At 40.7% G+C, this 26,548-nt stretch carries 24 protein-coding genes and 1 tRNA gene; 17 read left to right on the forward strand and 8 right to left on the reverse strand.

What is annotated here, in order from left to right; genetic code table 11:
* Nucleotides 1-18 precede the first annotated feature (18 nt).
* Nucleotides 19-94: transfer RNA gene (locus QZU45_RS00005), tRNA-Thr, on the forward strand.
* 381 nt (nucleotides 95-475) lie between these two features.
* Entirely contained in the window at nucleotides 476-826 is a 351-nt protein-coding gene (locus QZU45_RS00010) for a hypothetical protein (protein WP_295350005.1), read from the forward strand.
* A 70-nt stretch (nucleotides 827-896) separates the two neighbouring features.
* Here QZU45_RS00010 and QZU45_RS00015 read toward each other — a convergent pair whose 3' ends face one another.
* From QZU45_RS00015 to QZU45_RS00035, 5 genes are all read right to left on the reverse strand, one after another.
* A complete protein-coding gene (locus tag QZU45_RS00015) occupies nucleotides 897-1,751 on the reverse strand; it encodes an MBL fold metallo-hydrolase (protein WP_295350008.1) in 855 nt (284 codons plus the stop codon).
* Between the two features lie 2 nt (nucleotides 1,752-1,753).
* Entirely contained in the window at nucleotides 1,754-2,221 is a 468-nt protein-coding gene (locus QZU45_RS00020; protein ID WP_295350011.1) for a MarR family winged helix-turn-helix transcriptional regulator, read from the reverse strand.
* 253 nt (nucleotides 2,222-2,474) lie between these two features.
* Entirely contained in the window at nucleotides 2,475-3,089 is a 615-nt protein-coding gene (gene smrA, locus QZU45_RS00025) for a DNA endonuclease SmrA (RefSeq protein WP_295350014.1), read from the reverse strand.
* Between the two features lie 92 nt (nucleotides 3,090-3,181).
* Entirely contained in the window at nucleotides 3,182-4,180 is a 999-nt protein-coding gene (locus QZU45_RS00030; RefSeq protein WP_295350017.1) for a cobalamin biosynthesis protein, read from the reverse strand.
* An 8-nt stretch (nucleotides 4,181-4,188) separates the two neighbouring features.
* Entirely contained in the window at nucleotides 4,189-4,890 is a 702-nt protein-coding gene (locus tag QZU45_RS00035; RefSeq protein WP_295350020.1) for a 5'-methylthioadenosine/adenosylhomocysteine nucleosidase, read from the reverse strand.
* 544 nt (nucleotides 4,891-5,434) lie between these two features.
* On the opposite strand from QZU45_RS00035, the gene glgC reads away from it, so the two are divergent.
* The 9 genes from glgC (at nucleotide 5,435) to QZU45_RS00080 (ending at nucleotide 15,918) form a co-directional block, all read left to right on the forward strand.
* Entirely contained in the window at nucleotides 5,435-6,757 is a 1,323-nt protein-coding gene (gene glgC, locus QZU45_RS00040) for a glucose-1-phosphate adenylyltransferase (RefSeq protein ID WP_295350023.1), read from the forward strand.
* A gap of 90 nt (nucleotides 6,758-6,847) precedes the next feature.
* Nucleotides 6,848-8,206 carry a dGTP triphosphohydrolase gene (gene dgt / locus QZU45_RS00045; RefSeq protein ID WP_295350026.1) on the forward strand — a complete coding sequence of 453 codons (1,359 nt, stop codon included), beginning with the start codon at nucleotides 6,848-6,850 and terminating at the stop codon, nucleotides 8,204-8,206.
* Nucleotides 8,207-8,276: 70 nt separating this feature from the next.
* Nucleotides 8,277-9,416: a 1-acyl-sn-glycerol-3-phosphate acyltransferase gene (locus QZU45_RS00050; RefSeq protein WP_295350030.1), complete on the forward strand. Its 1,140-nt coding sequence runs from the start codon at nucleotides 8,277-8,279 to the stop codon at nucleotides 9,414-9,416.
* Entirely contained in the window at nucleotides 9,416-10,000 is a 585-nt protein-coding gene (locus QZU45_RS00055) for a hypothetical protein (RefSeq protein WP_295350033.1), read from the forward strand. Before QZU45_RS00050 ends, QZU45_RS00055 begins: the two co-directional genes overlap by 1 nt.
* Nucleotides 10,001-10,010: 10 nt before the next feature.
* Nucleotides 10,011-10,655, forward strand: a complete 645-nt coding sequence (locus QZU45_RS00060) for a peptidylprolyl isomerase (protein ID WP_295350036.1) — start codon at nucleotides 10,011-10,013, stop codon at nucleotides 10,653-10,655.
* 71 nt (nucleotides 10,656-10,726) lie between these two features.
* Nucleotides 10,727-12,190 (forward strand): tRNA uracil 4-sulfurtransferase ThiI, encoded by a 1,464-nt coding sequence (gene thiI / locus QZU45_RS00065; RefSeq protein WP_295350039.1) that lies wholly within the window; start codon nucleotides 10,727-10,729, stop codon nucleotides 12,188-12,190.
* Nucleotides 12,191-12,377: 187 nt separating this feature from the next.
* The gene (gene upp / locus QZU45_RS00070; RefSeq protein WP_083425567.1) at nucleotides 12,378-12,989 is read left to right on the forward strand and encodes a uracil phosphoribosyltransferase; all 612 of its coding nucleotides are present in this window, start codon (nucleotides 12,378-12,380) and stop codon (nucleotides 12,987-12,989) included.
* A gap of 378 nt (nucleotides 12,990-13,367) precedes the next feature.
* Nucleotides 13,368-14,762 carry a GGDEF domain-containing protein gene (locus QZU45_RS00075; RefSeq protein ID WP_295350042.1) on the forward strand — a complete coding sequence of 465 codons (1,395 nt, stop codon included), beginning with the start codon at nucleotides 13,368-13,370 and terminating at the stop codon, nucleotides 14,760-14,762.
* An 85-nt stretch (nucleotides 14,763-14,847) separates the two neighbouring features.
* A complete protein-coding gene (locus QZU45_RS00080; RefSeq protein WP_295350045.1) occupies nucleotides 14,848-15,918 on the forward strand; it encodes an ABC transporter substrate-binding protein in 1,071 nt (356 codons plus the stop codon).
* A 143-nt stretch (nucleotides 15,919-16,061) separates the two neighbouring features.
* On the opposite strand, the gene QZU45_RS00085 is transcribed toward QZU45_RS00080, so the two are convergent.
* The 3 genes from QZU45_RS00085 to QZU45_RS00095 are packed head-to-tail and all read right to left on the reverse strand — an operon-like array spanning nucleotide 16,062 to nucleotide 19,162.
* On the reverse strand, nucleotides 16,062-17,309 hold the full coding sequence (locus QZU45_RS00085) for an FtsX-like permease family protein (RefSeq protein ID WP_295350048.1): 1,248 nt from the start codon (nucleotides 17,307-17,309) through the stop codon (nucleotides 16,062-16,064).
* Nucleotides 17,299-17,979, reverse strand: coding sequence for a lipoprotein-releasing ABC transporter ATP-binding protein LolD (gene lolD / locus QZU45_RS00090; protein WP_295350051.1), 681 nt, complete (start codon nucleotides 17,977-17,979; stop codon nucleotides 17,299-17,301). The genes QZU45_RS00085 and lolD overlap by 11 nt, the downstream gene beginning before the upstream one ends.
* A 1-nt stretch (nucleotide 17,980) precedes the next feature.
* Nucleotides 17,981-19,162 (reverse strand): FtsX-like permease family protein, encoded by a 1,182-nt coding sequence (locus tag QZU45_RS00095; RefSeq protein WP_295350054.1) that lies wholly within the window; start codon nucleotides 19,160-19,162, stop codon nucleotides 17,981-17,983.
* A gap of 494 nt (nucleotides 19,163-19,656) precedes the next feature.
* On the opposite strand from QZU45_RS00095, the gene QZU45_RS00100 reads away from it, so the two are divergent.
* From QZU45_RS00100 to dxs, 6 genes are all read left to right on the forward strand, one after another.
* Nucleotides 19,657-19,884 carry a hypothetical protein gene (locus QZU45_RS00100; RefSeq protein ID WP_074841554.1) on the forward strand — a complete coding sequence of 76 codons (228 nt, stop codon included), beginning with the start codon at nucleotides 19,657-19,659 and terminating at the stop codon, nucleotides 19,882-19,884.
* 234 nt (nucleotides 19,885-20,118) lie between these two features.
* A complete protein-coding gene (pheS, locus tag QZU45_RS00105) occupies nucleotides 20,119-21,102 on the forward strand; it encodes a phenylalanine--tRNA ligase subunit alpha (protein ID WP_295350057.1) in 984 nt (327 codons plus the stop codon).
* 23 nt (nucleotides 21,103-21,125) lie between these two features.
* On the forward strand, nucleotides 21,126-23,504 hold the full coding sequence (gene pheT / locus QZU45_RS00110; RefSeq protein ID WP_295350060.1) for a phenylalanine--tRNA ligase subunit beta: 2,379 nt from the start codon (nucleotides 21,126-21,128) through the stop codon (nucleotides 23,502-23,504).
* Between the two features lie 12 nt (nucleotides 23,505-23,516).
* Nucleotides 23,517-23,768 carry an exodeoxyribonuclease VII small subunit gene (gene xseB / locus QZU45_RS00115; RefSeq protein ID WP_295350063.1) on the forward strand — a complete coding sequence of 84 codons (252 nt, stop codon included), beginning with the start codon at nucleotides 23,517-23,519 and terminating at the stop codon, nucleotides 23,766-23,768.
* 9 nt (nucleotides 23,769-23,777) lie between these two features.
* Nucleotides 23,778-24,665 (forward strand): (2E,6E)-farnesyl diphosphate synthase, encoded by an 888-nt coding sequence (ispA, locus tag QZU45_RS00120; RefSeq protein WP_295350067.1) that lies wholly within the window; start codon nucleotides 23,778-23,780, stop codon nucleotides 24,663-24,665.
* Nucleotides 24,666-24,671: 6 nt separating this feature from the next.
* Nucleotides 24,672-26,546 carry a 1-deoxy-D-xylulose-5-phosphate synthase gene (gene dxs, locus QZU45_RS00125; protein ID WP_295350070.1) on the forward strand — a complete coding sequence of 625 codons (1,875 nt, stop codon included), beginning with the start codon at nucleotides 24,672-24,674 and terminating at the stop codon, nucleotides 26,544-26,546.
* Nucleotides 26,547-26,548: the final 2 nt, after the last annotated feature.

Raw genomic sequence — 26,548 nt, forward strand, 5'->3', positions numbered from 1 at the left:
TTAATATCAGATTTAAGTGCTGATATGGCTCAGTTGGTAGAGCGCACCCTTGGTAAGGGTGAGGTCCCGAGTTCGATTCTCGGTATCAGCACCATCTCCCTTAAGAGAATTGCTTCTGAGATTTTAGAAGCTTTTTTTGTTTCTGTACCTCCATTTTTTTTTCTAATTATTCGATCCAGTCTACTTATTCATATTTATTTATCCTAAATTATATTATTTTAATATTTAATTAATAGTGAAATTTATTTGTGTTTAAGGAGCCATATACTAAACTTTTAAATATAACAGTTATATCTAAAAATATAACTATTTCTAACTAAATCAATAAATTAACGTTAACGGATTGATAATAATCTAAATGAATATATAAATATCTTCTTAATTCTCTTTGTAATTATATCGAGATAATATGGCACTTTTTCACACGTATTATTTGTGTTTTAGTGTCCATTCATGCTCTAAGGCGGTAAGTAAGATGCCCTTCAATACTGATCTTTTTGAAAACGTTCATGCTTCAAAGGAAGCTTCACAGACTAAAGTAGATCCTTCTGAGAATACAAATGTATCAAAGGCCACAGTTGCTACTGAAGGATTAAATGCTTCTATGAATGAAATCCCAAAGTCTGAAGGCAAGAAGAGTTCTGGTCGTCCAGGAAGACCAAGAACAGGAAAGATGGAAAGAGTAATGTGTTACTTCCCCAAAGAACTATTGGAGGATATGAATCATTTTTCTGAAAAGGAAATGATTAGCCGTAATTCCTTTATTATTACCTGTATTCTGAAGCATATCAGAGTGCTGAAGAAGGAAGAACGTGAAGAAGAGTAGGGCTGTTTCTTTGTTTTATCAACATAAAGCCAGCTTTTGGTATGCTGGCTTTAATTCTTTTTGTGGTCCTTTATTTAAAAGCCTTTTTATCTCCTTCGTAAGGGATCCACACATTATTTTCGTATTGATGTAATTTTACAAAGTCATGCATGTTTTTTCTTGAAACTGTACAGTGATTGATTGCATCCATATGAACAGTAATGATTTTGCTTTTTGGCATCTTCATAACCATTTTCTTAACATCTTCGGTTCCCATAATAATGCTTTCGTTATAATCGAGTACCTTTGCATATCCTGTATTCATTACAATAAGTTCAGGCTGATATTTTGTTAAAGCCAGGTCAACAAGTCCTGTCCAGATGGTATCTCCTAGAATAAAGGTAGTTTTCTCGTTCTTTTTTGTGAATACAATTCCCATTGTATTCATCATTGCTTCCTTGTAGATAGGATCAGAGAAGAGCTCGACAGGTCCGTGCATACCTTCGATATGATTCAGTGTAACTCCTTTGAATTCAAGATCTGATGAAAGAATTCTGACATCCTTAAATCCCTGTTTTTTTATAATGGATGCGTCTGTGTCGTTCTGAACAATAATAGGCATAGATTTGTCAATTATTTTTACAGCAAAATCATCCCAGTGATCAAGGTGAGTATGAGATACAACAACCGCATCCACATCCTTTAGAATATTCTCTGGTGACTCAGGAAGATCTAAAATTGGATTTCGAATTTCGCTGTTGAAAGTTCCTGCAAATCCCTCATAGTAACCTTTCTCCGCAAGCATTGGATCGATTAGAAAGGTTACATCGTTATAGCTTAGCTTTCCGGTTGCATTTCGAATATGCTGATAGCTGACTTCAGCATGAGCTACTCCCAAACATAGAACAGCCGATATAGTGATTCCTGAAATTATTTTTTTAAACATATTTACTCCTTTAAAGGTGAATTGAAAAATCTTTCATAGCTATTACAGAGTTTTTCAAGACTGCTTTGGAACTGCTCGTATTCAGTGTCTGTAAAATCCTTAAAACCAATATTTATGATTTTGGATACGACATTGTCGAAATCCTTTTTAGCCTTTAGTCCTTTTTCTGTTAAGACAACAATAACCTGTCTTCTGTCTTTTGGATTTGATTTTCTTTCAATCATTCCGTTCTTTGAAAGGTTATTCAGCAGTACTGTAACTGTATTAGGGGCCAGTCCGGTTTCATTGGCAATTTCTAAACAGGTGAGTTCGTTATTTTTCCATAAAGCCTGAAGTATATAACTCTGTTCGCAGGTAAAATCTGTACAGCCTATTTCGTTCAGGATCTGATTAAAGATCCTGATATTGAACTGCTTTATTTTTGTAATGTATTTGTTGCAGTTATATTCGTGATTCTCTTTATATTCCATTTTGTTAGCTTTAAAATAAATAATTCTAATTAGAAATATTCTATATAGAAATATTATAAATGTGATAATCAAATAGTCAACAACAAAATGTAATTAAAAAATAATAAAATACATATACTGAGAAAAAGAGGAATGCCTGTTAAAGGCTGGTAAATTAGCGGGAGGGAGGATGAATAAATTTTGAAAAAGAAACTCAGTAAGTCAGATTTCAGTCTTGAGTATAAGGTTTCTGGAGCTTACTGAATCCTATGTTTTATCTTCGCTGAAATTCTTCTCGGTTCTGAATAGAAGCTTTATCTCCTTTCTTCAGAATAATACATAAGGCTCCGGTGCCTCCCTTCCAGGCAGGAGCAGAGTGAAAAGCCTGTACATCCGGTATCTGTTTTAGCCAGTGAGCAACGTGGCTTTTCATTAGCGCCTTTGGATTCGATCTCTCACCTTTGCCATGAATGATTAGAATATTTCTGAATTCATGTCTCTTTGCAAAAGCAATAAAATTCATTACTTCCTGATAGGCCTGCTCAATGGTTTTTCCATGTAAATCGATGTGATCCGCTTCGGTATACTCGCCATGTCTCAGTTTCTGCATCACATAAGGCTGAATTCCTGGTTTTCTGTACTCAAGCACATCATTTGGCTGAACCATGTGAACAAAACCGGAAGAGGCTGAATCAGTAACATCTTCACTCTTTCTGGTTGCTGCTTCCTGTCTAATCTTGGCTAAATCTTTTTCCATTACTTCAGAGGTCTTTTCGATTTTATCCTGAACAATAGGCTTGATGTCACCTTCGATCAGATCTGAGAATGACTCTGATGCAAGATCTTTTTCTTCTGATAATAGTTTTAGGAAGTTGTCTTTGTTACTCATGTGATTTCCACAAATAAACAGTTACTGCAGCCTGGTTCAGAAAGCTGCTGAAATAATTGTTATTAGTTTCTCTGCAAAAACAGATTACTTGTTTAAAAGGTGTAAAGAAATATATGCATGATTACGCATACGCAGACGAACAAGATACCACAAAAACGCAGTTTATTATAGAGTTTGAGTGGGCTTGTAATCTCAGGTTCGTTCTCGCCGCCAAGTTTAGGCAGTCTAACCAGTTCTCCCTCGTAATATCTTGGGCCGCCAAGTGAAATATTGGCAAAGCTGCCAAGCATATCCATAACAGCACAGGATGAGGTGTTAACAAAGGTGTTGAAATGAGATTTGAGATTAGAGATGACTCTTTTGATGGAGAAAGAGAACATCATCATAAAGAACAGGCAGATTACAGCAGGTATCATCATAATCTGCTCGATTTTATGAACAAAGATACCAAAATTCTCGTTTCTCTTTTCCTTTAATGAAAAAGAACGGTTCATTACTGCAACCAGCTGCATGATAACAGCTCCCTCAAGTCCAAGCAGAATATACCAGACCAGAATACAGAACCAGTTGGCAAACATGGACAGGCTGGTGGCTTCTGCCATAGCTTTGTTGATTCCCATTTCTGAGAGTTTGCTGCAGTCTCTGAGCATGATCTTCTGAAGAGCTTTTCTTGCCTCGTCCTTGTTCTGTTCCTCAAGAGAATGCTTAACCTTCAGGGTAGTTAACAGAATAGGTTTAGATTCAAGCAGGAATGGCAGAATCAGAAGAGAAACAATAAGGTCGTGGTTGACGACAAACTTCAGGAAGAAAACAATCAGAAGAGCAACTACGATAATGAAGAAAGGTAAAAAGATACTTGAGAAAACACTCTGTGCTTCGGAGTTTTCTTCCTTGTTTACCTTTCTTGAAAGGCTTTCAAAAAATGGCCTTAAGCTTGAAATTCTTAAGGTCGGACCTATTGGCAGAATTATCTCTAAAAGCATGGCTGTAAGCAGGGTTATAGCCGGATACTCCAGTATTGAGAAGAATGTGCTTAAAACATCCAGAAAGGATGCTTCCTTTGCAGCATTGATAATCTGCTCAACGGGCATAAAGCCTCCTACAGCATTTTGATCATGGCCAGTACTAATCTGGCGCTGTTCTCTGATGCTGATTTAACATTAAAATCGTAGGTTCCTGTTTCTTTTTCATCAGCTGTATCTGATACTGAGCGGATAATGATGAAAGGCACCTTGAAACTTGATGCAATATGAGCAATAGGAGCTCCTTCGCATTCAGTTACCATTGCCTGAGGGAACTTGGTCAGAATTTCTGCTTTCTGCTCTGGAGTGTTGATGAACTGATCACCAGAAATAATCAGACCCTTTTTGATATGATCCTTCAGATTTGGAATAGTTGAGGCTGCAATATCTGCCTTTGCAATCAGCTCAGGGCTGGCATTGAAGACCGGCTCTTCACTAGGCATCTGGCCCAGTTTGTATCCAAAAGGAGTGAAATCTGCATCGTGATATAAAACGCTGGTTGAGAACACTATATCGTTTAGATTGAGTTCCTTTGACATGGAGCCGGCAATACCAGAGTTAATAACGTATCCGACGTTAAAGGTGGAAATCAGAAGTGCTGTATCTGCAGCAGCTTTTGCCTTGCCGATACCTGAACGGGAAACTACAACTTCTTTTCCGTCTTCTGTTTCGCCTTCATAAAACTTAAATGGACCGATTTCTTTGGTGGTGTATTTTGCAAGTTTAGATAAGAGATAATCTGTCTCTTCATCCATCGCACAGATAATACCAATCTTCATAAATAATTGCGGAATTTCTCTACTGAGTAATTCCAGCCTCCGTTAAAAAGGTTAAGTATTAAGAATGTCTATATTTGCATGACATTCAGCTTTTCTATGATGCTACAGTTCCCATGTGTAATATATATGAAACTGCACTTTTATGGCTCAATTCTATCAGTTCTTGGCTGATTTGTCTTTTTATTAGATGAGATTAACACTTTTTGTGTTGATTTCTCATCTGCCAGGATTATTATAATGCAAAGATAATTATTTAATTTTAAAAATAAAAATCTTCTTTATTTGATATTAATAATCTAATAATGATTCAGAAATCAAATCTGCTTTTACCAGAGTAATGTGAATCCTCTCAATACAATATCCGGATAAGTGGTAGAAATCATACTAAAAAAATTCAAATATATTATATAGATATTATTATTTCAGACGAGATCTCAAAAAAATACTTCGAATCTTCAAAAAAACATACAGAAGACTAAAATTGAGTATAGAAAACTATATACAAATTATGTGTGACACAAATATCTTTTTTTAGGGGACAAAAATGCAAAATGCTCGTGAAGTCGTCAGGCAGACGATGGCTTTGGTTTTGGCTGGTGGTAGAGGAAGCAGACTGAAGGCTTTAACTGATACCAGAGCAAAACCTTCTGTTTATTTCGGCGGTAAATTCAGAATCATTGATTTCGCTTTATCAAACTGCGTAAACTCAGGTATCACCGGAATCGGTGTTGTTACACAGTACAAGTCACACAGTTTACTACGTCACCTTCAGGCAGGCTGGTCTTTCTTCAGAAACCAGATGAATGAGTACATTGACTTCTTACCTGCCTCTCAGCGTCTTGATGAGGAACACTGGTATCAGGGTACCGCTGATGCTATTTTCCAGAACGTTGATATTATCAAGGACCACAAACCAAAGTATGTTCTGATTCTTGCCGGTGATCATATCTATAAGATGGACTACTCACTGCTGATTATGGACCATATCAGAATGGGCAGCCCTCTGACTGTTGCTTGTATCCCAGTTCCTCGTGATCAGGCAAAGGCTTTCGGTGTTATGAATGTTGACAGTAACAATCTGGTTACCGAATTCGTTGAGAAGCCTGAGAATCCTCCTGCAATGCCAACCAATCCATACATGAGTCTTGCTTCGATGGGTATTTACGTATTCGATGCAGAGTTCCTGTATGAGGTTCTTGCCAAGGATGCTGCTACCAAGGGTTCACACCGTGATTTCGGTATGGATATTATTCCTCAGCTGGTTGCTCAGCATAAGGTTCATGCTCATGACTTCTCCAAGTCATGCATCCGTAACAGTGGCAACAAGGACATTGTTTACTGGAGAGACGTTGGTACCATTGACGCCTATTGGGAAGCAAACATGGATATTGCATCCATTGAGCCTCAGCTGGATATTTATGATTTCAACTGGCCTATCTGGACCAACCAGATTCAGCTGCCTCCAGCAAAGCTTGTTCAGGATATCAGCGGCGCATCAACCATCTTCAGAAATTCTGTAGCTTCTGCAGGATGTATTATTTCTGGTTCTTCAATCAACCAGACCCTGCTGTTCAACTCTTGCCGAGTTCATTCTAACTGCTTCATTTCCGAATCTGTGATTATGCCATTCTGTATTATTCACCGTGCCTGCCGTCTGACCAAGGTGGTTATGGACCGTGGCTGTGAATTACCTCGTGGCATGATTATCGGTGAAGATGCAGCATTAGATGCTAAACGCTTCTATCGTTCTGAAGGCGGTGTAACACTGGTTACTCGTGCAATGCTTAATAAGCTTCGTCAGACTGAACCAGAGCTGTTTGAGGACTTTGACAACTATAAGGCACCTGTAGCAATGCCTTCATACTAATCTTTATATTAGTTTATGAATATAAATGAAATAACAGATCGTCTCTTTTGTGCTAAACGCCAAAGGGGCGATTTTTTTTCCGAGGGGCCAATGCTAAGAGAGCTGTCCTCTCTTGATTTTGCTCCTTTTGGAGTAGAACAGGACCGTCTAAAAATCGCTATGTGCGCACCTTTAAGACGTCTGCAGCAGAAAACCCAGGTGTTCCCTCTGGATGTAAAGGCGGCTTCAAGAAACCGTCTGACTCACTCACTTGAAGTTGCCGAGTATACCCGTCTTATTGCCTATGAACTCGTAAATCAGGTGAAGGACGTTAATCTTCTGCAGATCTTAAGTCCTATTGTCAGCTGTCTCCACAATGCAGCTATTCTTCATGATATTGGTAATCCTCCTTTCGGGCATTTTGGAGAGTCTCTTATCAGAGAATGGCTGAAAAAGACTGTTAACAGCGAGCATGTAAAATCAGAGATTACCGATTTTGAGAAGGATGATCTGCTGACCTTCAATGGCAATGCTCAGGGGCTGCGACTGGTTCACTCAATTCAGAAGCTGAATCTTACCTTAGGTCAGTATGCATCTGTAATTAAGGTCCCTTATACCATTAAGGAGCTTCTTCTGGGTAAAGGAAAGGGCGAATCCGGTAATGGAATTCAGGGGGATTTCTATTCCTGGTCATACTCTAATGCCGGAGTATTCCTTTCGGAGAAACATCTGTTAGACGCAATCCGTGAAGGCTGTGGTCGCGATACCAGACATCCTTTTGCGACCATCATTGAATACTCGGATGATCTTGCTTATGTTCTGGCAGATCTTGAGGATGCATTTGACAGAAACATGGTTAATAAACACATGGTCATTCGATTATGTGAACGTATTTCCGAGTATCCTGAGCTTAGTGAGCTTCAGACTCATCTGGATCCAGAAAAAATCAGATCCCTGTTTAAACAGGGCAAAATAGAGGCTCTGTTCTATTTAAGAGAAGTTATCTCGTATTTCTATATCAGAGATTTCTGCGCAGCCATAGCCAATAATCTTGAGCAATTCTTAAATACCGGCGAACCAGATTTCTCTTTTGGTGATTATCCGGGAATTACTGCTCTCAAAATGCTGAAGGACTTTGAGTACACTGCTGTATATAATCATTTTGAAGTGCAGACTCTTGATCTGTCTGGAGCCAGCTATATACGAGGCCTTTTCAGCGCCTACGAGACTCTGTTAACCCAGTCTCCAGAGGATTTTGCCAAGGAGCTTGTTGCTGCAGGAGGAGAACCTTTCTGCATGAGAATTGCTTCAAGAATCTCACGCAGACACAAGATAGCCTATACCGAGGCCTGTCAGGAGAATAGCTTCAGTGAGATGTATCTGCGTATAAGATTGCTTGTGGACTATATCTCCGGAATGACGGATACTTTTGCCGCTTCAGAGTATCGTGTATTAAATGGCATTCACTAAATGCATTTCAATGCGGATTTTGCTAGAATATAGCCAAAATTTTTAGCGAGTTATAAAAACAAAAAATAAAATGACTACTGAGACTAACGATATAAACAAAATCACCTCAAATGATCCTATTTTCGATGACATCAGACCTTGCCGTGATGACGAGGTTCAGTCAGAACTGAATAAAATCATCTCAGATGACCTGGTTATTAACAGCATCCTGAAATTCAGATATCCAATCTTCTCAAAGAAGTTTTCTTTTCTGTTAAAGCCTTTTGTAAAGGCATATCTGAGGAACAAGGTTTCAAAAATCACCTCTATCCGCCAGTTCCAGGAAATAGTTTCAACCTTCATGAAGAAGGTAGTTGATTCTACAACAGACGGTGTTGAGCTGGTGGGCTTTGACAAGCTTGATAAGAACAAGGGGTACCTGTTTATATCAAATCACAGAGATATTTCACTAGATCCAGCATTTATTGATCTGGCTCTGTTCCTGTCAGGTCAGAACACTGTACGTATCGCTATTGGTGATAATCTATTAAGAATGCCTGCAGCAACCTCTCTTATGAGATTAAACCGCAGCTTCATTGTTCGCAGATCAATTGAAGCTCCTCGTGAGAAACTGAAGGCTTTAACCCATCTTTCAAACTATATCGGTCTTTCAATCGAAGAAGGAATTTCCATCTGGATAGCTCAGAGAGAAGGGCGAGCCAAGGATGGTAATGACAAGACTGAAGATGCAGTTCTGAAGATGATCTCATTATACGGACGTCAGAAGAAGCAGGATTTCAAAGAGTATATGAGCTCTCTGAATATTGTGCCTGTTTCAATTACCTACGAGTATGATCCAAACGATCTGGCAAAGGCTAAAGAGCTTTATGAAAAAGAGAAGAATGGAGAGTACAAGAAGGACGAGTTCGAGGATATTGATACCATCACCCGCGGAATTCGCGGTTACAAAGGCCACGTAAAGCTTGTTGCCGGAGAACCTATCAGTGGAGGCTTTGAAAATGCTGAAGAGCTTTCTGCCATGATCGACAAGTTCATCTGGAATAACTATGAGTTATACCCATCTGCCAAGATTAGCGCAGGTGTTACAGATGGCGTCAGCGTTGCCGACAGAGAAAAGTTTGAAAGCAGAATGGCCTCATATCCTGAATATCTTCGTGACAGAATTAAGGCAATGTATGCCGCCCCTTACTATAATAAGGACAGAAGCTAATGTTTAACCCAGTGTTTAACAAGGACGGTTCTGTGAGCTATTTTAGAGTATTCTGCCTGATTACAGCTGTAAGCTGCCTGATATGCGGCTGTGTCATGAAAACTTCCAATAACGATGATCTTTCTGATCTGCAGGCTCAGACTGCAATGATTGAAAAGGATCTTGATAATGTTCCTGAGGAGAATTCTCTTGAAATCAGAGAAAAGGCAGTTGCTGAGCTGGCTCAGAATGCCGAGTTTATGCAGACCTGCGGAACACTGGACAGAAGTTATGATAACTGTGTCGTTGAACTTTCAGATGATTTAAAGCCATTTTATTCACTGGATCTTGAATCTTCTGATGACGGATACAGTATGATTCTTACAGCAACTGAACAGAATAAGGATAGCTGCCGCACATTTGAGTCCAATAGTAACGGCGAGATTATAGGACTTAATGAGCAGGGAGAATCTGATAAAAATTGTCTTTTAGACTTGGCAAAAGACGAGAATAACTTTAAAGTATCCCGAGATACAGATAACAAGTCAGGACAGAGTGCGCCATCAGGACTGGCTCCGCTGGTTAAGCACTTAACTAATAGATAAAGAGGATTTTATGAAGATAGCAAAAGATACAGTCGCTACTCTAAGTTATACCGTAACTGAGACAACTGGTCAGGTAGTAGGTAGAACAGAACCTGGTCAGCCTGTGACTGCTCTTATTGGTCACCGTTTTCTGGTTAAAGGACTTGAGAATGCCCTTTTAGGTCACGAGAAGGGAGATGAGTTTGCAGTAACCCTCGAGCCTAAGGATACCTATGGTGAGATTGATGAGTCTTTAATTCAGACCATCGACAGAAAGCTATTCGGTGATTTTGAAATCGCTGTTGGCAATGTTTTTGAGGCTGACTCAGAACAGGGCCCTATGGCAGTAGTTGTAAAAGAGATTAAAGATGATGTTGTTATCGTTGATGGCAACCACCCACTTGCAGGCAAGGTTCTAAACTTCCTGATTGTGGTTGAGGATGTAAGAGAAGCAACTGAAGAGGAAATCAAGCACGGTCATGCACACGTAGATGGTCACTGCCCTTCAGAGCATCATCACTGCTGTCATCATCACGATGATGAAGATGGTGAGCACCACTGCTGCCACGGTCATCACCACGATGATGAAGACGGTGAGCACCACTGCTGCCACGGTCACCACCACGATGATGAAGATGGTGAGCACCACTGCTGCCATAAGCACGATCACGAATAATTACGCTTTGTGATTTGATTTCTGGCTCCATAGAATGGAGCCTTTTGCGTATTTAATTACTTGAGTTTTTTATGAAATTTATTGTTAGACTGTTCCCTGAGATTTCAATCAAGAGTAAGCCTGTCCGTACCCGTCTGATTAAGCTTGTTAAACAGAATATTGTTAATGTATGCAAGCATCATAATATTAAGGTTAACGCTCTTGCCCAATGGGATAAGGTCATTGTTGTTTTCAACGATGAGGAACATCCTGTAAGCAAGGAACATGCGATTACAGAGCTATCAAGAATTCCTGGTATTCATTCCTTTATGGAGGTTAATGAATATCTTTTCACCAACCTTGATGATCTTTTTGAAACCATTAAGGATAAGGTTGGTCCATCAATCTGCGATAAGACTTTTGCCGTAAGAATTAAGCGCAAGGGCAATCATGAGTTCAATTCTCAGCAGGCGGAACGTGTAATCGGTGGCAAGTTCAAGGCAGCCTTCCCTAACAAGGGCGTATGTCTTGATAATCCTGAGGTGATGATCCACATTGAGATCGAGAATCAGACAGCCTATCTGTCTGGTGAGAAATATCTTGGAATCGGTGGCTATCCTGTTGGTTCTCAGGGCGATGTTTTCTCACTGATTTCCGGTGGTTTTGACAGCGGTGTCTCAACCTATAATGTGCTGCACCGTGGCTGCAGAGTTAACTATCTGTTCTTCAACATGGGCGGTACAGCTCATGAAATCGGTGTTAAGCAGGAATCCTACTTCATCTGGGACCGCTTTGCCTCATCTCACAGAGTTCGTTTTGTAACTATTCCATTTGAGCCTATTGTCGGTCAGATCCTTGAGCGAACCCATCATGGCGTAAGAGGTGTTATCTTAAAGCGCATGATGATGAGAGTCGGCTCTCTTGTTGCCAAGAAGTTTGATGCCGAGGCTCTGGTTACCGGTGAGTCTCTAGGTCAGGTTTCAAGTCAGACTCTTCGTAATCTGAATCATATTGATGATGTCTGTGATGTATTACTTCTCCGACCATTAGTAACTGCAGACAAACAGGATATCATTGATAAATCAAGAGAAATTGGAACCATCGGCTTTGCTGAGTCTATGCCTGAGTACTGTGGTGTTATTTCAGACCATCCAAATGTATGCCCTACAGCCTCGTTTGTGGAAGAGGAAGAGGCCAAGATGGATGCTGATCTGGTTCAGAAGGCTTTTGAAGCCATGAAAGTTGTGGATATTAACGATATTCCTACTGATACCTCAAAACTCAAGACGGAGATTGAAGTTGTTAGCGAGCTGTCAAAATCTGATGTTATTCTGGATGTAAGAGCTCCGGATGATGTAGAGAAGGCGCCTCTTACCGGCTTTGAAAATGAAGTCATCTGTATGCCTTTCTATAAGACCGCCAGTGATTTCAATACTCTGGATCAGCTTAAGACCTATGCGTTATTCTGCGATCAGGGCGTAATGAGCACCATGCAGGCAAAACAGCTGAAGGAAAAAGGTTATCACAACGTTAAGGTTTTCAGACCTGAGCGTTAATTTTTTTAAGATCCTGCTTTTTTTGAGAGCAGGATTTTTTTTGTATGCGTATTACATATATCACCAAATGATCTTTTTTTTGATGAATATGCTGATACAATGCGTGTGACGAAAGTCATTTCCAAGCGATCAATATCGTATCTAAATAGAGAGAGAGATATTCATGTCAGAATCAAATGTATTTATTATGGACCACCCTCTGATCCAGCATAAGATTGGTTTTATCAGACGTAAAGAGACCGGCACCAAGGAATTTCGTAATATGATCAGCGAAATCGCCATGCTGATCTGCTACGAGGCTTCAAGACATCTTGAGCTTGTAGACGTAGATATTGAGACCCCAATCTGCAAGACCACTGTAAAAGAACTTGCTGGTCCAAAATTATGCGTTGTTCCTATTCTAAGAGCTGGTCTTGGCATGGTTGAAGGTATCTTGAATCTTCTTCCAGCTGCAAAGGTTGGTCATATTGGTTTATACCGTGATCCAGAGACCTTAAAGCCAGTTGAATATTTCTGTAAACTTCCTCAGGACTGTGAGGAGAGAGAGGTATTCGTTGTTGATCCTATGCTGGCTACCGGTGGTTCAGCTTCTGCGGCAATTACCATGTTAAAGAACCGTGGCTGTAAGCACATCAGCTTCCTGTGCGTTCTTGCAACTCAGGAAGGTATTGACCGTCTGACTCATGATCATCCTGATATCAGAATCTTTATTGGTATCAAGGACAAGCAGTTAAACGAGAAGGGCTATATTGTTCCTGGTTTAGGTGATGCCGGAGACCGTATCTTCGGAACCCTATAATCGAAGATCTGTCGATAGAAAAGCGGTACATTACGTACCGTTTTTTGTAAGTTAACTGCTGTATAAAGACTGTTTATTCCGTGGCAGTTTTTTGTTTTTAACCGACATAACATATACCAAAAGTCATATCTGTATTTTTTCTATCCGACAAAAACTCTGACTAATCCGAAATATCAGAGTCTCCTCCTGACATTTTCTTCTCTGCTGTTTCTTCATTGATTTCCTGATGCAATTCAAAAAGGCTTTCAAATGCACAAAAGAGGATATGTCTTACAGCTAAAAACCACATAAAAACAGGTATCAGAGAACACATTTTTCCTAATTCTTTCTTGCATTGGCTTAGGATGAAACAATAATAAAATCTAGAGGTAGTATGTTGTGAATATAATTGAAGATCAGATTAAATCAAAAGGTATTTCTTTACGAACTTTACATAAATTACTGATTATTTTCGCTGTGGTCGTATCAGCGGTAATGATTCTCTCTACATTTCATTTCTCCAAAAAATCTTCAATGCTTGCTGAGATGTCTGCGCAGCAGGTTGAACTAAGAAAAGTTGCGCTGGATTTGATGGATGCTTCAGATTATCTGACTGATAATGTTCAGCGTTTTACCATTTATGGTGACATGAATTTTCTTCATAATTATTTTATAGAGGCCTTTGGTAAAGGGCGTCGTGAAAATGCTGTAAAAAAAATGTCAACAAATTCAAATACCAAAGAAGCCTTGTACTATCTTAAGAATGCCATGGAAATCTCTATGAATTTAATGAATAGGGAGTACTATGCCATGCGTCTTGTAATTGACGCATTAGGTTATACTGATTATCCAGATCTGCTAAATTCTATTGAGATTTCTCCTGCCGATGCCTCTCTTTCCAGAGATGAAAAAATAAAGCGTGCTGTTGATTTGGTTCATAACGATGGATATGGCGCAGAGAAAGAACAGATTAAAAATAGTGTTACCGCCTGTTTATCAACTCTTGAAGAGATCATGAACAAGGGTGATGAAGAAGAACTGTCTGTTCTGGATAATGAACTTAATATCATACGTATCATCATTGTTGTTCAGACATTGGGCATATTCTTTTTTGTATGGTTAACCTCAAGACTTGGAATTCATCCGGTTCTGAAAGCTGTAACCAAGATTATGGCTGACTGTCCGATCCCTGAGAGTGGCTCAAAGGAATTTAGGTATCTGGCTTGTACCTACAATAAAATGTATGAGGTTTATAAAAACAGTCTCGATCAGTTGAATTTCAAAGCTTCTCATGATGAATTGACTGGGGCTCATAACCGATTCGGCCTTGAGTTGCTTATGTCAAGCGTCGACCTTTCATCTACCTATGTGATCATGTCTGATGTTGATAATTTCAAAACTATCAATGATACATATGGACATGATATCGGAGACAAAATTCTGATAAAAGTTGCACAAAGCATAAAAAAACATTTCAGATCAGATGATTATTTATGTCGTCTGGGTGGTGATGAATTTGTTGTTCTTGCTCTTCACGTTTCTTCCAAACAGGATCATCATATGGAAAATAAGATCACCCTTATTAACCAGGATTTATCCAATACGGAAGATGGATTACCTGCAACCTCAATTAGTGCAGGAATCGTAAGGGGTGATTCTAATAGTAATTTCGATTCGTTATTAAGAGAAGCCGATGAGGCACTTTATACAACCAAAAATGGTGGAAAGCACGGCTGTTCTTTCTATCGGAGAAATGCTGCAGATAAACAAATAACTTCTGGGATATCAGAGTAATCTGTTACAGATAGCTAAATGATTTTACTCAGAATTATAGTTTTAAGTTTTATTAACTATACAAATTGAAAATAGGAAATTTCTTATGTTCATAAGCAAAATGGTTAAACTTTTTATTGTCGGTCTGATTTGTTCTGTCTCCACATGTCTGGCTACTCCTATGCGCCTAACCATGATGCTGGAACATGAAGGTTTTCTTATGTGGTATGCCCTGCAGAAAGGATGGGATAAGGAGCTTGGGCTTGATCTGAATCTTGAAATAACCAAAGCATCAGGAGAATACATTTTAAATGTTGACAATGCGAAAGCCTGGGATGTCACTTCAGTTGGCGTGGTTCCGGCAACGATTTACAGTAAAAATTTGCCTATAACTGTGTTTGCTCTTGCAAACAATGAATCACGAGCCACCGAAATTTTCGTGAAACCTGATAGTGAGATCCTCAAAACGCAGGGATATAACAGTAAATATCCAACTGTCTACGGCAGTCCGGAGAGTATTAAGGGCAAAACCTTTATGGTACGTGAAAATACCTCTGTATTTTATACCCTTATGATGTGGCTGAAGATTTTTGGATTGGATCTTAAAGATGTTAACTATATGAATGTAACTATTCCTGAGATGGTTCAAAAATTTCAGGATAGTAATGCTGAAGGCTTTGTTATCTGGTCTCCAGATTCATATGAAGCCATACGCTATGGATATGCTCAGGTCGCAAATGTTGAAGAAATGCATGCTTTTTTACCTATGGTATTCTGTGCTCATAATGACTATGCAAAAAATCATACAGAGGAATTAAGTAAGTTGGTGTACCTTTACTCTAAAGCATGTCATGAACAGCGACAAAAGCATAATCTGCCTGAAATGATCAAAGCGTATCAGAAATTTCTCAAAATCTATACTGGAATTAGTTTTAATGAGACATTCTGTAAGTTTGATCTGTTGAGACACGTTGTACTCAGCCTTGACGAACAGATTGACTATTTCAAGGAAGTTAATGGTGTAAGCAAAATTTCAGAAGTACGCAATAATATACTTTCGCTATACCGTGAATCCGCCAACTCCCTTGGCTGGAAGGAGTCTTATGAAGAAAAGGATTACCCTAATACCATTTCAGATCGTTATCTGATTGAGGCTAAAAAAATCCAGCAGCCTTGATCCATAGGCGTGAAGCTTAGTCGGTTAAGGAATAGTGTTCTGATGGAAACAATAAAGGAAGACTAAAGGAACAATAGTCCAAAAACAGCCTCATCAGAAGATATTTAACCGCCATGAGGCGGTTAAGATTAAGCTGTAAGTAATTAAACGTTCAGTTCCTGAGCAGGCTGAATCTTTGAGGCTCTCTTGGCTGGGTAAACAGATGCCAGAAAACTCATCATGATGGCACAGAATATAACTACAGCCACATCAAATAACTGAAGTTCAGATGGAACATAGTTTATAAAATAGATGTCCTCATTTAAAAGCTCTATGCCGAACCACTGTTTAAAGTGGGAGGTAACGTATGGAGTGAAGTATGAGAGAGTGCATCCAAGTATTGTTCCATAGACACATCCCCTGATCGCAGAGAAAACTCCCATCAGCGTAAAGCATCTGACAATAAGTCTCTTTGATGCTCCCATGGTCATAAGAATAGCAATCTCATGTCTCTTTTCGCTTACTGCCATAATCAGGTTGGACACAATATTGAAGCAGGAAACTGCAATAACCAGAATCATGGCTATATACATAATGGTTCTGATCATGTGAATATCTGAATAGAGTTTTCCCTGTGTATCAGTCCATACGGAGACCTCGTGCGCATCTCTTAGGAATGAGGTTGCCTCGTAGATTATTTCACGGGCCTCAAGCATGCGGTCTACTCCAATATGGAATGTGTTTGGATTGGCAAGACCTGAAATCTTTTTGGCGCTTTCAATATTTATAAAGGCCAGGTTGCTGTCGATCTGTCCTCTGGTTTTGAAAACTCCTGCAATTCTGAAGGTATTTACTGTAACTGACCCAAGTCCGTTGTTGGCAATTTCAGCATTGATTGAGGAGAGGTTAATCTCATCTCCGGTTTTGAGATTAAGTTTTTTGGCAATGCCGTTTCCCAGAATTACCGCAGGAAGGTCATCCTCCTGCTTTAAAACTGAAATCTTGCAGTTCATGAAGTTTTCAAGGCTGATAACCTTGCCTTCTCTTTCAAGATCAATTCCCATTACGGCTGCAGGGGCAAACTGGGTACCGGAGCTGAAGGCTCCATTGATGGTGATAACAGGAGAGACTGCTGTTATATGAGGAGTCTTGCTGATGTTTTGAATATCCTGTTCAACATTATGAAATCCATCTGTATCGTAGGCTTTGATTTCACCTGCAGGAATCAGTGACAGTACGCGGTAATTGAGTTCCTTCTCAAAGCCGTTCATTGCAGATAGACCTAAGATCAGAGCACAGACACCAACACAGATCCCTGAAGTGGTAGCAATGGAGATGAATTTAGCCAGAGCTCCGTAACGCTTTGAATTTAAAAAACGGAGCGCAAGCTGAACACTTAGACTAGTTCGCATCGATAACTCCGTCCTTCATCTGATATACACGGTCACACTTGGCTGCAAGTGTATTGTCATGGGTAACCATAACAACAGCGATATGCTCTTTTCTGACAAGTTCAGTGAACAGAGCAAAAATGTCCTGTGCATTCTGTGCATCGAGATTGCCGGTTGGTTCGTCGGCTAGAATCAGGTCCGGATGATGGGCCAGGGCTCTGGCAATAGCTACACGCTGTCTTTCTCCTCCTGACATTTCTGCTGGACGGTAATTTAGACGGTGTGACAGACCAACTTTTTCCAGGTTCTCGGTTGCGGTTTTTGTTGCTGTATCAACATCGGTGCCCCCGATGAGCATTGGCATCATTACATTTTCCAGAGCGGTGAAATCACCCAGCAGATGGTGGAACTGATATACAAAACCAAGGTTTTTATTACGAAACTGTGCTTTCTGATTGGCGCTGAAACCGCTGAGATTCTGTCCGTTGAAGATAATGTCACCGCTACTCTGGGTATCAAGTGTGCCCAGAATATGGAGCAGGGTACTTTTTCCTGAACCTGATTTTCCGATGATAGCGGTTATTTCATCTGAGTAGATGTCCAGATTAACCTTTTTAAGAACGCAGGTATTAACCTTGCCTTCAACATAGGTTCTGGTTATATCTTTTGCCTGTAGGATAATATTGCTCATTTTAGCCTCTACTTAGATGGGTAACAGGATCAGTTACAGCAGCTCTTACTGCAGGATACAGTGTACATAGCAGACTCATCAGAACTGAACCGATACCAATGATTAGAATGTTGGCAAGTTCTATTGAAACCGGCAGCTTTCCAAAGCTTCCGGTATTGCTCATAAAATCGGAAACATAATAGGTAAGAGGAATTCCAATGATGATTCCTACAGCAGTTCCGATTACACCAACAAAAATTCCCATGAGTAAAAAGATATTGAGAATTCGCAGATTGCTCAATCCCATGGTTTTAAAAATAGCGATTTCTGTAAGTCTTGAGCTTACCACCATGGCAAGCGCAGAAATAATATTGAAGGAAGCCACGATAATAACCAGACATAGCATGATGGTCATGGTAAGTTTTTCCATGGCAACAGCCTTGAAGAACTCACCCTGAACTGAAGTCCAGTCCGTGTAGTTCAGTCCCATTTCCTTAATCTTTGGTGTGACCTTGTCGATGACAAATGGATCTGTCAGCCAGATTCTGTAGGAGTTAACCTGAGCGGGCATCCTGAAAAAACGTCTTACATCATCATAGTTACCTACAGCACTGTCCAGCGCGGTTGAATTTGCCGTGCTGTAGTATTTTTTCAGGGTAAAGATTCTCTGGGTTGGTGTCAGTCCCATTGGAGTGTATCTGGCATTGAGAGTGCTTATCAGCTTTACATTGGTGTTAAGCTTCAGATCGTTTCTTATATAAAGCGCAGCCTCGGCATTGAGTTCGAAGCTGCCTTTCTCAGGCACGGCAACCAGATTTAGATCCTTTCTTTCATAGCCTTTGGAGTAGGTGATTCTGGTGTCATCAAGTCCCTGCAGATTTATAAGAGCAAGAGCGTTCTGAGACTGCATTAGTGTCTGTGCCTGAACAAAAGGAGCTGCTGCCACAACATGATTGAGCTGCATAATTGAAGGAAGCTTATCTTCCTGCGTTTCTACAATCAGGTGAGGGGTATCGGAGAGCACTGATTTTTTTAGACGGTTCTGCAGTCCCTGCATAATTGAGGTGTCTACAATAAGGGCTGCAACACCGATGGCAATTCCCACTGTAGAGAGAATAGCAACAAATTTTGCAAATTTATGAGCCTTGCTGTTAAGCCCGTATTTTAGAGCAATAGCAAAGGTGAGTGGATGGAATAATCTCAAAACTAATCCTGTTTTCAATACAAATATAAGGTATATATTTTACTCCAATATGCGGTCTGAACCATTCATTTTGAAAACTTTTTGTGCATACGTGAGTTGCTGAGGAAAAAGATTTTTGCTGAAAGATAAATTTTTTTCTTTTGTACACAAATTTCGCTTTTCTCTACTTTTGTCAGGATAGAAATTCTAATTGGAATTTACTGATTGAAAATGAAAAATAAAATTAAAAAAAGGTGAATATTTTTTTACTGATAATAATTGCTATTTAGCTGAATATTAAAAAATTTCTCTTAAGAATAAATGAGTAAATTGTGTGAGCCAGGCTAAAAATGAGAACCTTGTTTATGGTCACAAAATTCCCTTAAACCATAACTTATATTAATAGTGTGGGTGTGTCACAGTTTATTATAATAATTCACTCATTTTCCTGTACTACTCTTAAAGAAAACACCCAGAATAGTGATTATTTTTACAGCAAACACTGGAGCAGAAATATGGAAAATATAAGCAATATTGAGTTTGAGCACGAGAAAACAAGACGAATCCGTAATCTCAAGATCTTCAACCTGACTTTAGAGAGCTTCATGGTTAAGATTACCCCAGAGATGTCAAAACTGTACAATGACTATATTAACTGCAGAATTGATATCGGCAACTACTGCGATCGGATTTTTGAACTTTTAAAGAAAGGTTCAAACAGAAAGTTCAATATTGAAGCCTAGCTTAATTCTGTAGATATTTCTGAGATACAATTGCTGCAGTTTCTTTTTAGAAACTGTAGGCTTGTTTTGTATGGTCTGAGCAGATCTCCTTCCTCCATTAATAATTCCATTTAAATGCACTTTTATTAATCGTCATATTTAAATTTCCGTTTATGTCATAAAAATGCGATAATACACGGTTATCTATATTTTTAATTTGGACATAGAAGTCCTTTTGGATACTGGTATATATCAATGGACAATTTAGAACAAGCCAAAATAAATGGCATAAACGCAGCTAATAATGCTAAAGATTTACAGGAATTAGAGGCAGTTAAGACCAATTTCCTAGGAAAGAAAGGTGAATTTACCGCCTTTATGCGTGAGCTGGGCAAGCTTTCTGCTGAAGAAAGACCTAAGAGAGGCGCTATCATTAATGAAGCCCGTCAGGCTGTTATCGATGCAATCGAAAGCAAGAAGGCTCAGATTGAAAAGTCTCTTTTAGAGGCAAAACTTTCAAATGAAACTGTTGATATCACTCTGCCAGGTCGTAGAATCGAGCTTGGAAATGAGCATCCAATCAGCAGAACCATCCAGAGAATCAAGGAAATCTTCGGTTCTATGGGCTTTAGCGTAGTAGGTGGTCCAGAGATTGAGGATGACTATCATAACTTTGATGCTCTGAATCTTCCACCAAATCACCCTGCAAGATCATCACAGGATACCTTCTCTGTTGAAAACGGTCTGCTGCTACGTTCTCAGACCTCTTCAGTTCAGGTTCGTACCATGGAGACACAGAAGCCTCCTATCAGAATTATTGCTCCTGGCCGTGTATACAGAAACGACTATGACATGACCCATACCCCAATGTTCCATCAGGTAGAAGGTCTGCTGGTTGAGGAGCACACCTCCTTTGCAGAGCTTAAGGGCGTACTGCACGAGTTCCTGTTAAAATTCTTTGAGGAAGAGCTTGAGGTTCGTTTCCGTCCTTCTTTCTTCCCATTCACTGAGCCTTCAGCTGAGGTTGACCTGCGTCGCAAGGGCGGCAAGTGGCTAGAGGTCTTAGGCTGTGGTATGGTTCATCCAAATGTTCTGAAGAATGTTGGTATTGATACTGATAAATACGTTGGCTATGCCTTCGGTATGGGCGTTGAGCGTCTGACCATGCTGCGCTACGGTGTAAATGACCTGCGTGCATTCTTTGAAAATGACCTTCGTTTCTTAAAGCAGTTTGCCTAATACCTAAAGTTTGGATAAAAAAAATGATTTTCAATAAATTATGGATTGATGAGTGGGTCAAGAATGACCTGAGTGCAGAAGAGCTGTCAGACATGATTACCATGGCAGGTCTTGAAGTTGATTCTGTAAACGATGTTGCTGACAATTTTGACGGCGTAGTGGTTGGTAAGGTATTAGAGTGTGTGCCTCATCCAGATTCAGACCATATGCACGTAACCAAGGTTGAAGTCGGTGGCGGTCAGATTTTCCAGATCGTCTGCGGAGCTCCAAACTGTCGTGAAGGCTTAAAGGTTTGTGCTTCCCTGATCGGAGCTCATGTAAACGGTATTACCATCAAGAAGGCAAAGCTGCGCGGTGTTGAATCCAACGGTATGCTGTGCTCCTTCAAGGAGCTTGGTATGTCAGAGGAGTCAAACGGTATTGTTGAGCTTCCTGAGGATGCTCCTTTAGGCATGGATATCCGTGAGTACTTCAAGCTAAACGATAAGGCTATTGATGTTGATTTAACCTCAAACCGTCCTGACTGTCTGGGCATGAGCGGCATTGCCCGTGAAATTGCGGTACTTTTAGGCAAGAAGTTTGAGTATCCAAAGGTTGAGAAGGTTGCCCCAACCATCAATGATATCTTCACAGTTGAGGTTGAAGACAAGGCTGCCTGCCCACGTTATATTTCACGTGTGGTTCGCGGTGTTAACCAGAAGGCCATGTCTCCACTGTGGATGGTTGAAAGACTGCGCCGCTGCGGAATCCGTTCTGTTTCTCCAATCGTAGACGTTACAAACTATGTAATGCTTGAGTACAGCCAGCCTCTGCACTCTTTCGATTTAAACAAGATCCACGACAAGATTATTGTTCGCAAGGCTCATCAGGATGAACCTATGACAGTTCTGTCCGGAGATGAGGTAAAGCTCAAGGACAATACTCTGATTATCGCCGACTCAACCGGTCCTGTAGCTATGGCTGGTATTTTCGGTGGTCTGAACTCAGGTATTGATGAGAATACCTCTGATGTTCTTTTAGAGTCTGCCTATTTTGCTGCTGATGCAATCAAGGGCAGAGCACGTCAGTACGGTCTGAACACCGATGCTTCTCACCGTTTTGAGCGTGGTGTTGATCCTATGAACCAGGCTCGCGCAATGGAGCGTGCAACTGCACTGCTGATTGAAATTGCAGGCGGTCAGGCTGGTCCTCTGAATGAGGTTGTATCTGAGGATGATCTTCCAAAGTACAAGGAAATCACTTTAAGACTTTCAAAGTTAGAGAAGGTTTTAGGTGTAGCCATTGACGCTGATACTGTATTCAAGATCCTGGATAATCTTGAGCTTTCTCCAAAGAAGGTTGACGGAGGTTTTGTCTGTGTATCTCCATCATTCAGATTTGATATTGAAATCGAAGAGGATCTGATTGAGGAAGTAGCAAGAATCTACGGCTACAACAACATTCCTAACGCAACTCCTGTAAGTGACCTTTACATGGTCCACGAGAAAGAGGAAGTTGTTGAAGACAGAGATATCAAGAAGGTTCTTTGCGATGCCGGCTACAATGAGGCTATTACCTACTCATTCACCGATCCTAAGGTTCTTGCAGAGTTCTCTGATATCAAGCCATTAATGCTGAACACTCCTATTTCACCTGAATTATCTGCTATGCGTACCAGTCTGCTTGCAGGTCTGAGCATTGTTGCTAAATACAATGTAAACCGTCAGCAGCGTAAAGTACGTCTGTTTGAGCAGGGCCTACGCTACATCATTGATGAGAAGGCTGAGAACGGTGTAAGACAGGAAGCCATGATTGCCGGAATCAGCGTTGGTGATATTCACGATGAGTCCTGGCACGAGAAGAGCCGCAGTGTTGATTTCTTTGATGTAAAGGGGGATGTAGAGAACCTTCTGGCATTAAATGTTGACACTAAGGATATTACTTTTGTCCGCACCACCGAGAAGTGCCTGCACCCAGGACAGGGCGCTGACATTCTTAAGAACGGTAAGAAGATTGGTTTTGTAGGTATGCTGCATCCATTAGCTCAGAAGGCATTAGGCTTCAAGCAGGCTGTTGGTGTATTCGAGATTGAAAGAGCAGCTGTTGAAAAGCGTGCAATTCCTGTTTATGAGCCAATCTCAAAATTCCCTAGCGTTCGCCGTGATTTTGCATTCGTAATTGAGAAGTCAGTTGCAGTTTCTGCATTAACTGATCTAATTTACGAGGTTGGCGGTAATATAGTAAAAGATGTAAACATCTTTGACGTATTTGAAGACGCCTCACTAGGTGACAAGCGTTCTGTTGCAGTTGGTGTTATCGCTCAGGCCCTAGAGCATACTCTTGAGGATGCCGAGGTTGAGTCACTGGCAAACAGAATTATTGAGGAAGCCTCTAAGAGATTAGGCGCAGAACTTCGTTCATAACAGGAAATATCCATGGCTGACAAACAGATGACCTCCCTTGAGGAGAAACTTTCAGAATTAGAGAAGCTTACCGTTCAACTTGAGGAAGGAAAGCTTCCTATTGATGAAGCTATTGCTGTATACAGCCGTGGAATGGAACTGGCTGTTTCCTGTAAACAGTCTCTGGATTCTCTGTCTCAGAGGATCCAGATTGCAAAGAAAAATGCCCAGGAGGCTATTTCTTTGGAAAATTTTGAGCCTAATGGTTCAAATTCAGATTTCTAAGGATTTTAAGTGGAATTAAAAGACTTTGCCTCATCAGTTTCCAAAAGGATTAACTCCTTTATGGAAGGTTATCTTAAAAACTTCGATGATGATGCCGCTTCTTTAAAGGAAGCCATGGAGTATGGGCTTCTTTTAGGAGGAAAAAGGGCAAGACCTTTACTTGTCTATGCAACCGGAATGGCTTTGGGACAAAGTCAGGACAGGCTTGATTATGCTGCCGCTGCTGTCGAATGTATTCATGCATACTCCCTGATTCATGATGATATGCCGGAGATGGACAATGACAAGCTAAGACGCGGACGCGAGACTGTCCATGTCAAATTCGGGCAGACGCTGGCTCTGCTTGCCGGAGATGCTCTACAGACTCTTGCATTTGAAATCCTGTCTGATAAAAAATCAGGCTTTTCAGATAAATCAGTTGCCAATCTGACCCGTATTCTTTCCTCAAAGGCAGGATACTCAGGAATGTGCGGCGGACAGGCGATTGACCTTGATTCTGAAGGAAAAAAATTAAGTTACGAGCAGTTAAGATTACTTCATTCCAAGAAAACCGGAGCGCTGATTAGAGCTGCCGTTCTAATGGGCGCCTACAGCTGTGATAATGCAAGTGAAGCTGATATTGCAGTACTGGATGAATATGCCACCTGGACCGGACTTGCATTTCAGGTATGGGATGATGTGCTGGATGTTATCGGTGACACTGCGGTTATGGGGAAAACTCAGGGTGCTGACATAAATCTTGATAAGAGCACCTATCCATCACTGCTGGGACTTGAAGAATCAAAGAAATTTGCGCAGGAATGTGCTGATAAGGCAATTGCAGCCTTGTCAAAACTGAAAATGGATACCTCACTGCTTGAGCAGTTTGCTTTATTTACTGTAAACAGAGATCATTAGAAAGTCGTGACTGAGACTATATCTACACCTTTACTCGATAAGATTCACTCACCAGAGGATCTGCGCAAGCTGCCTGTGGAGGAGCTGACTCCCTTATGTTCAGAAATCAGAAAATATATTGTTGATTCAGTAAGCAAGACTGCAGGTCACCTGGCATCAGGTCTTGCGGTTGTAGAACTTACTGCTGCTCTGCACTATGTCTTTGACACTCCTAATGACAAGATTGTCTGGGACGTGGGACATCAGTCCTATCCTCACAAAATACTTACCGGACACAAGGAAGAGCTTAAAACCATACGTCAGCGTCATGGTCTGCATGCTTTTATCTGGAGAGGTGAGACTGATTATGATCTGATTTCAACCGGACATGCATCAACCTCAATTGGTTCAGCTCTGGGACTTGCCATAGCTCAGAAAAAGCTTAAGACCAACAACAAGGTTGTAGCTGTTATCGGTGATGGAGCTCTGTCAGGCGGTGCTTCGTATGAGGCAATGAACTGTGCCGGTTCATGCAAGGATGTTGATCTCATCGTTATTCTGAACGATAACGAGATGAGTATATCCCAGAATGTGGGGTCTATCTCCAAATACTTGGCCTCTATTCTTGCAAGTCCATACTATGTAAATTTTGTTGAGGGCGGAAAGAAACTTCTGTCCAATCTAGATCTGCCAAGTATTAAATCACTGGCAGAAAAGGCTCAGGAACATGTTAAGGGCATGATTATGCCGGGTACTCTTTTTGAGGAGCTGGGATTTAACTATATCGGTCCTGTTGATGGTCATGATATTGAGGGACTGGTTTCTCTGCTGCAGAATGTAAAAAAAATCGGCGGTCTGCAGCTGGTACACGTGGTTACCAAAAAGGGAAAGGGCTATGAGCCTGCAGAAAATGATCCTACCAAGTATCACGGTGTTCCATCCTTTGATCCTGAACGCGGTATAGAAGCTAAGATTACCAAGGATCATGTAACCTACTCGGAAGGTTTTGGTAAATGGCTGTGCAAGAGAGCTGCAGCTGACAGAAATCTTGTAGGAATTACTCCTGCTATGCCGGTTGGCTCTGGTATGGAGGAGTTTGCCAGGGTATACCCTCAGCAGTTTTTTGATGTTGGAATTGCCGAACAGCATTCCATGATTTTTGCCTCTGGCCTTGCTGCCGGTGGTCTTCATCCTGTGGTTGCGATTTATTCAACCTTTCTGCAGCGAGCCTATGACGGTCTGATACATGATATTGCCATTCAGAATCTGCCAATTATGATTGCGGTTGACCGAGGCGGTATTGTAGGTCCTGACGGTCCAACCCATCAGGGCATGTTTGATATAGCCTTTATGCGCTGTATTCCAAATCTGGTGATCATGACTCCATCTGATCTTAAAGAACAGTTCCTGATGCTCAACACCGGTTATCTGTCCAATCGCCCATGTGCTGTAAGATATGAGCGCGGAGCTGATGATACTGATATCTCCAGCCTTTCTCTGGATGAAACAATTGATATCGGTAAATCCAGAACCCTTAAAGAAGGCAGAAATCTTGCTGTTCTGGCTTTTGGTTCAATTGTTCATAAACTCAAAGAGCTTGCTGACCGTTATCATCTGACCTTGGTTGATATGCGTTTTGTCAAACCTCTGGATGATGAGCGTATAAGAGAGCTGGCCAGAACTCACAAGTATATGGTTACGGTTGAGGAAGGAGTAATTCACGGCGGTATCGGTCAGGAGATCTCCTGTATTGCCCATGAAGAAAATCCTAAGATTGTGGTCAGAACCCTGGGACTTGCTGACGATTTTATACCTGAAGGCAAAAGGGATGAACTCTTAGCTGAGCAGGGACTGGATGTTTCCCATATTGAAAAGACAATTTTAAATCTACTGGAAGGTTAACT

The organism is uncultured Succinivibrio sp., from assembly GCF_902756765.1.
Classification (GTDB): Bacteria; Pseudomonadota; Gammaproteobacteria; order Enterobacterales; family Succinivibrionaceae; genus Succinivibrio.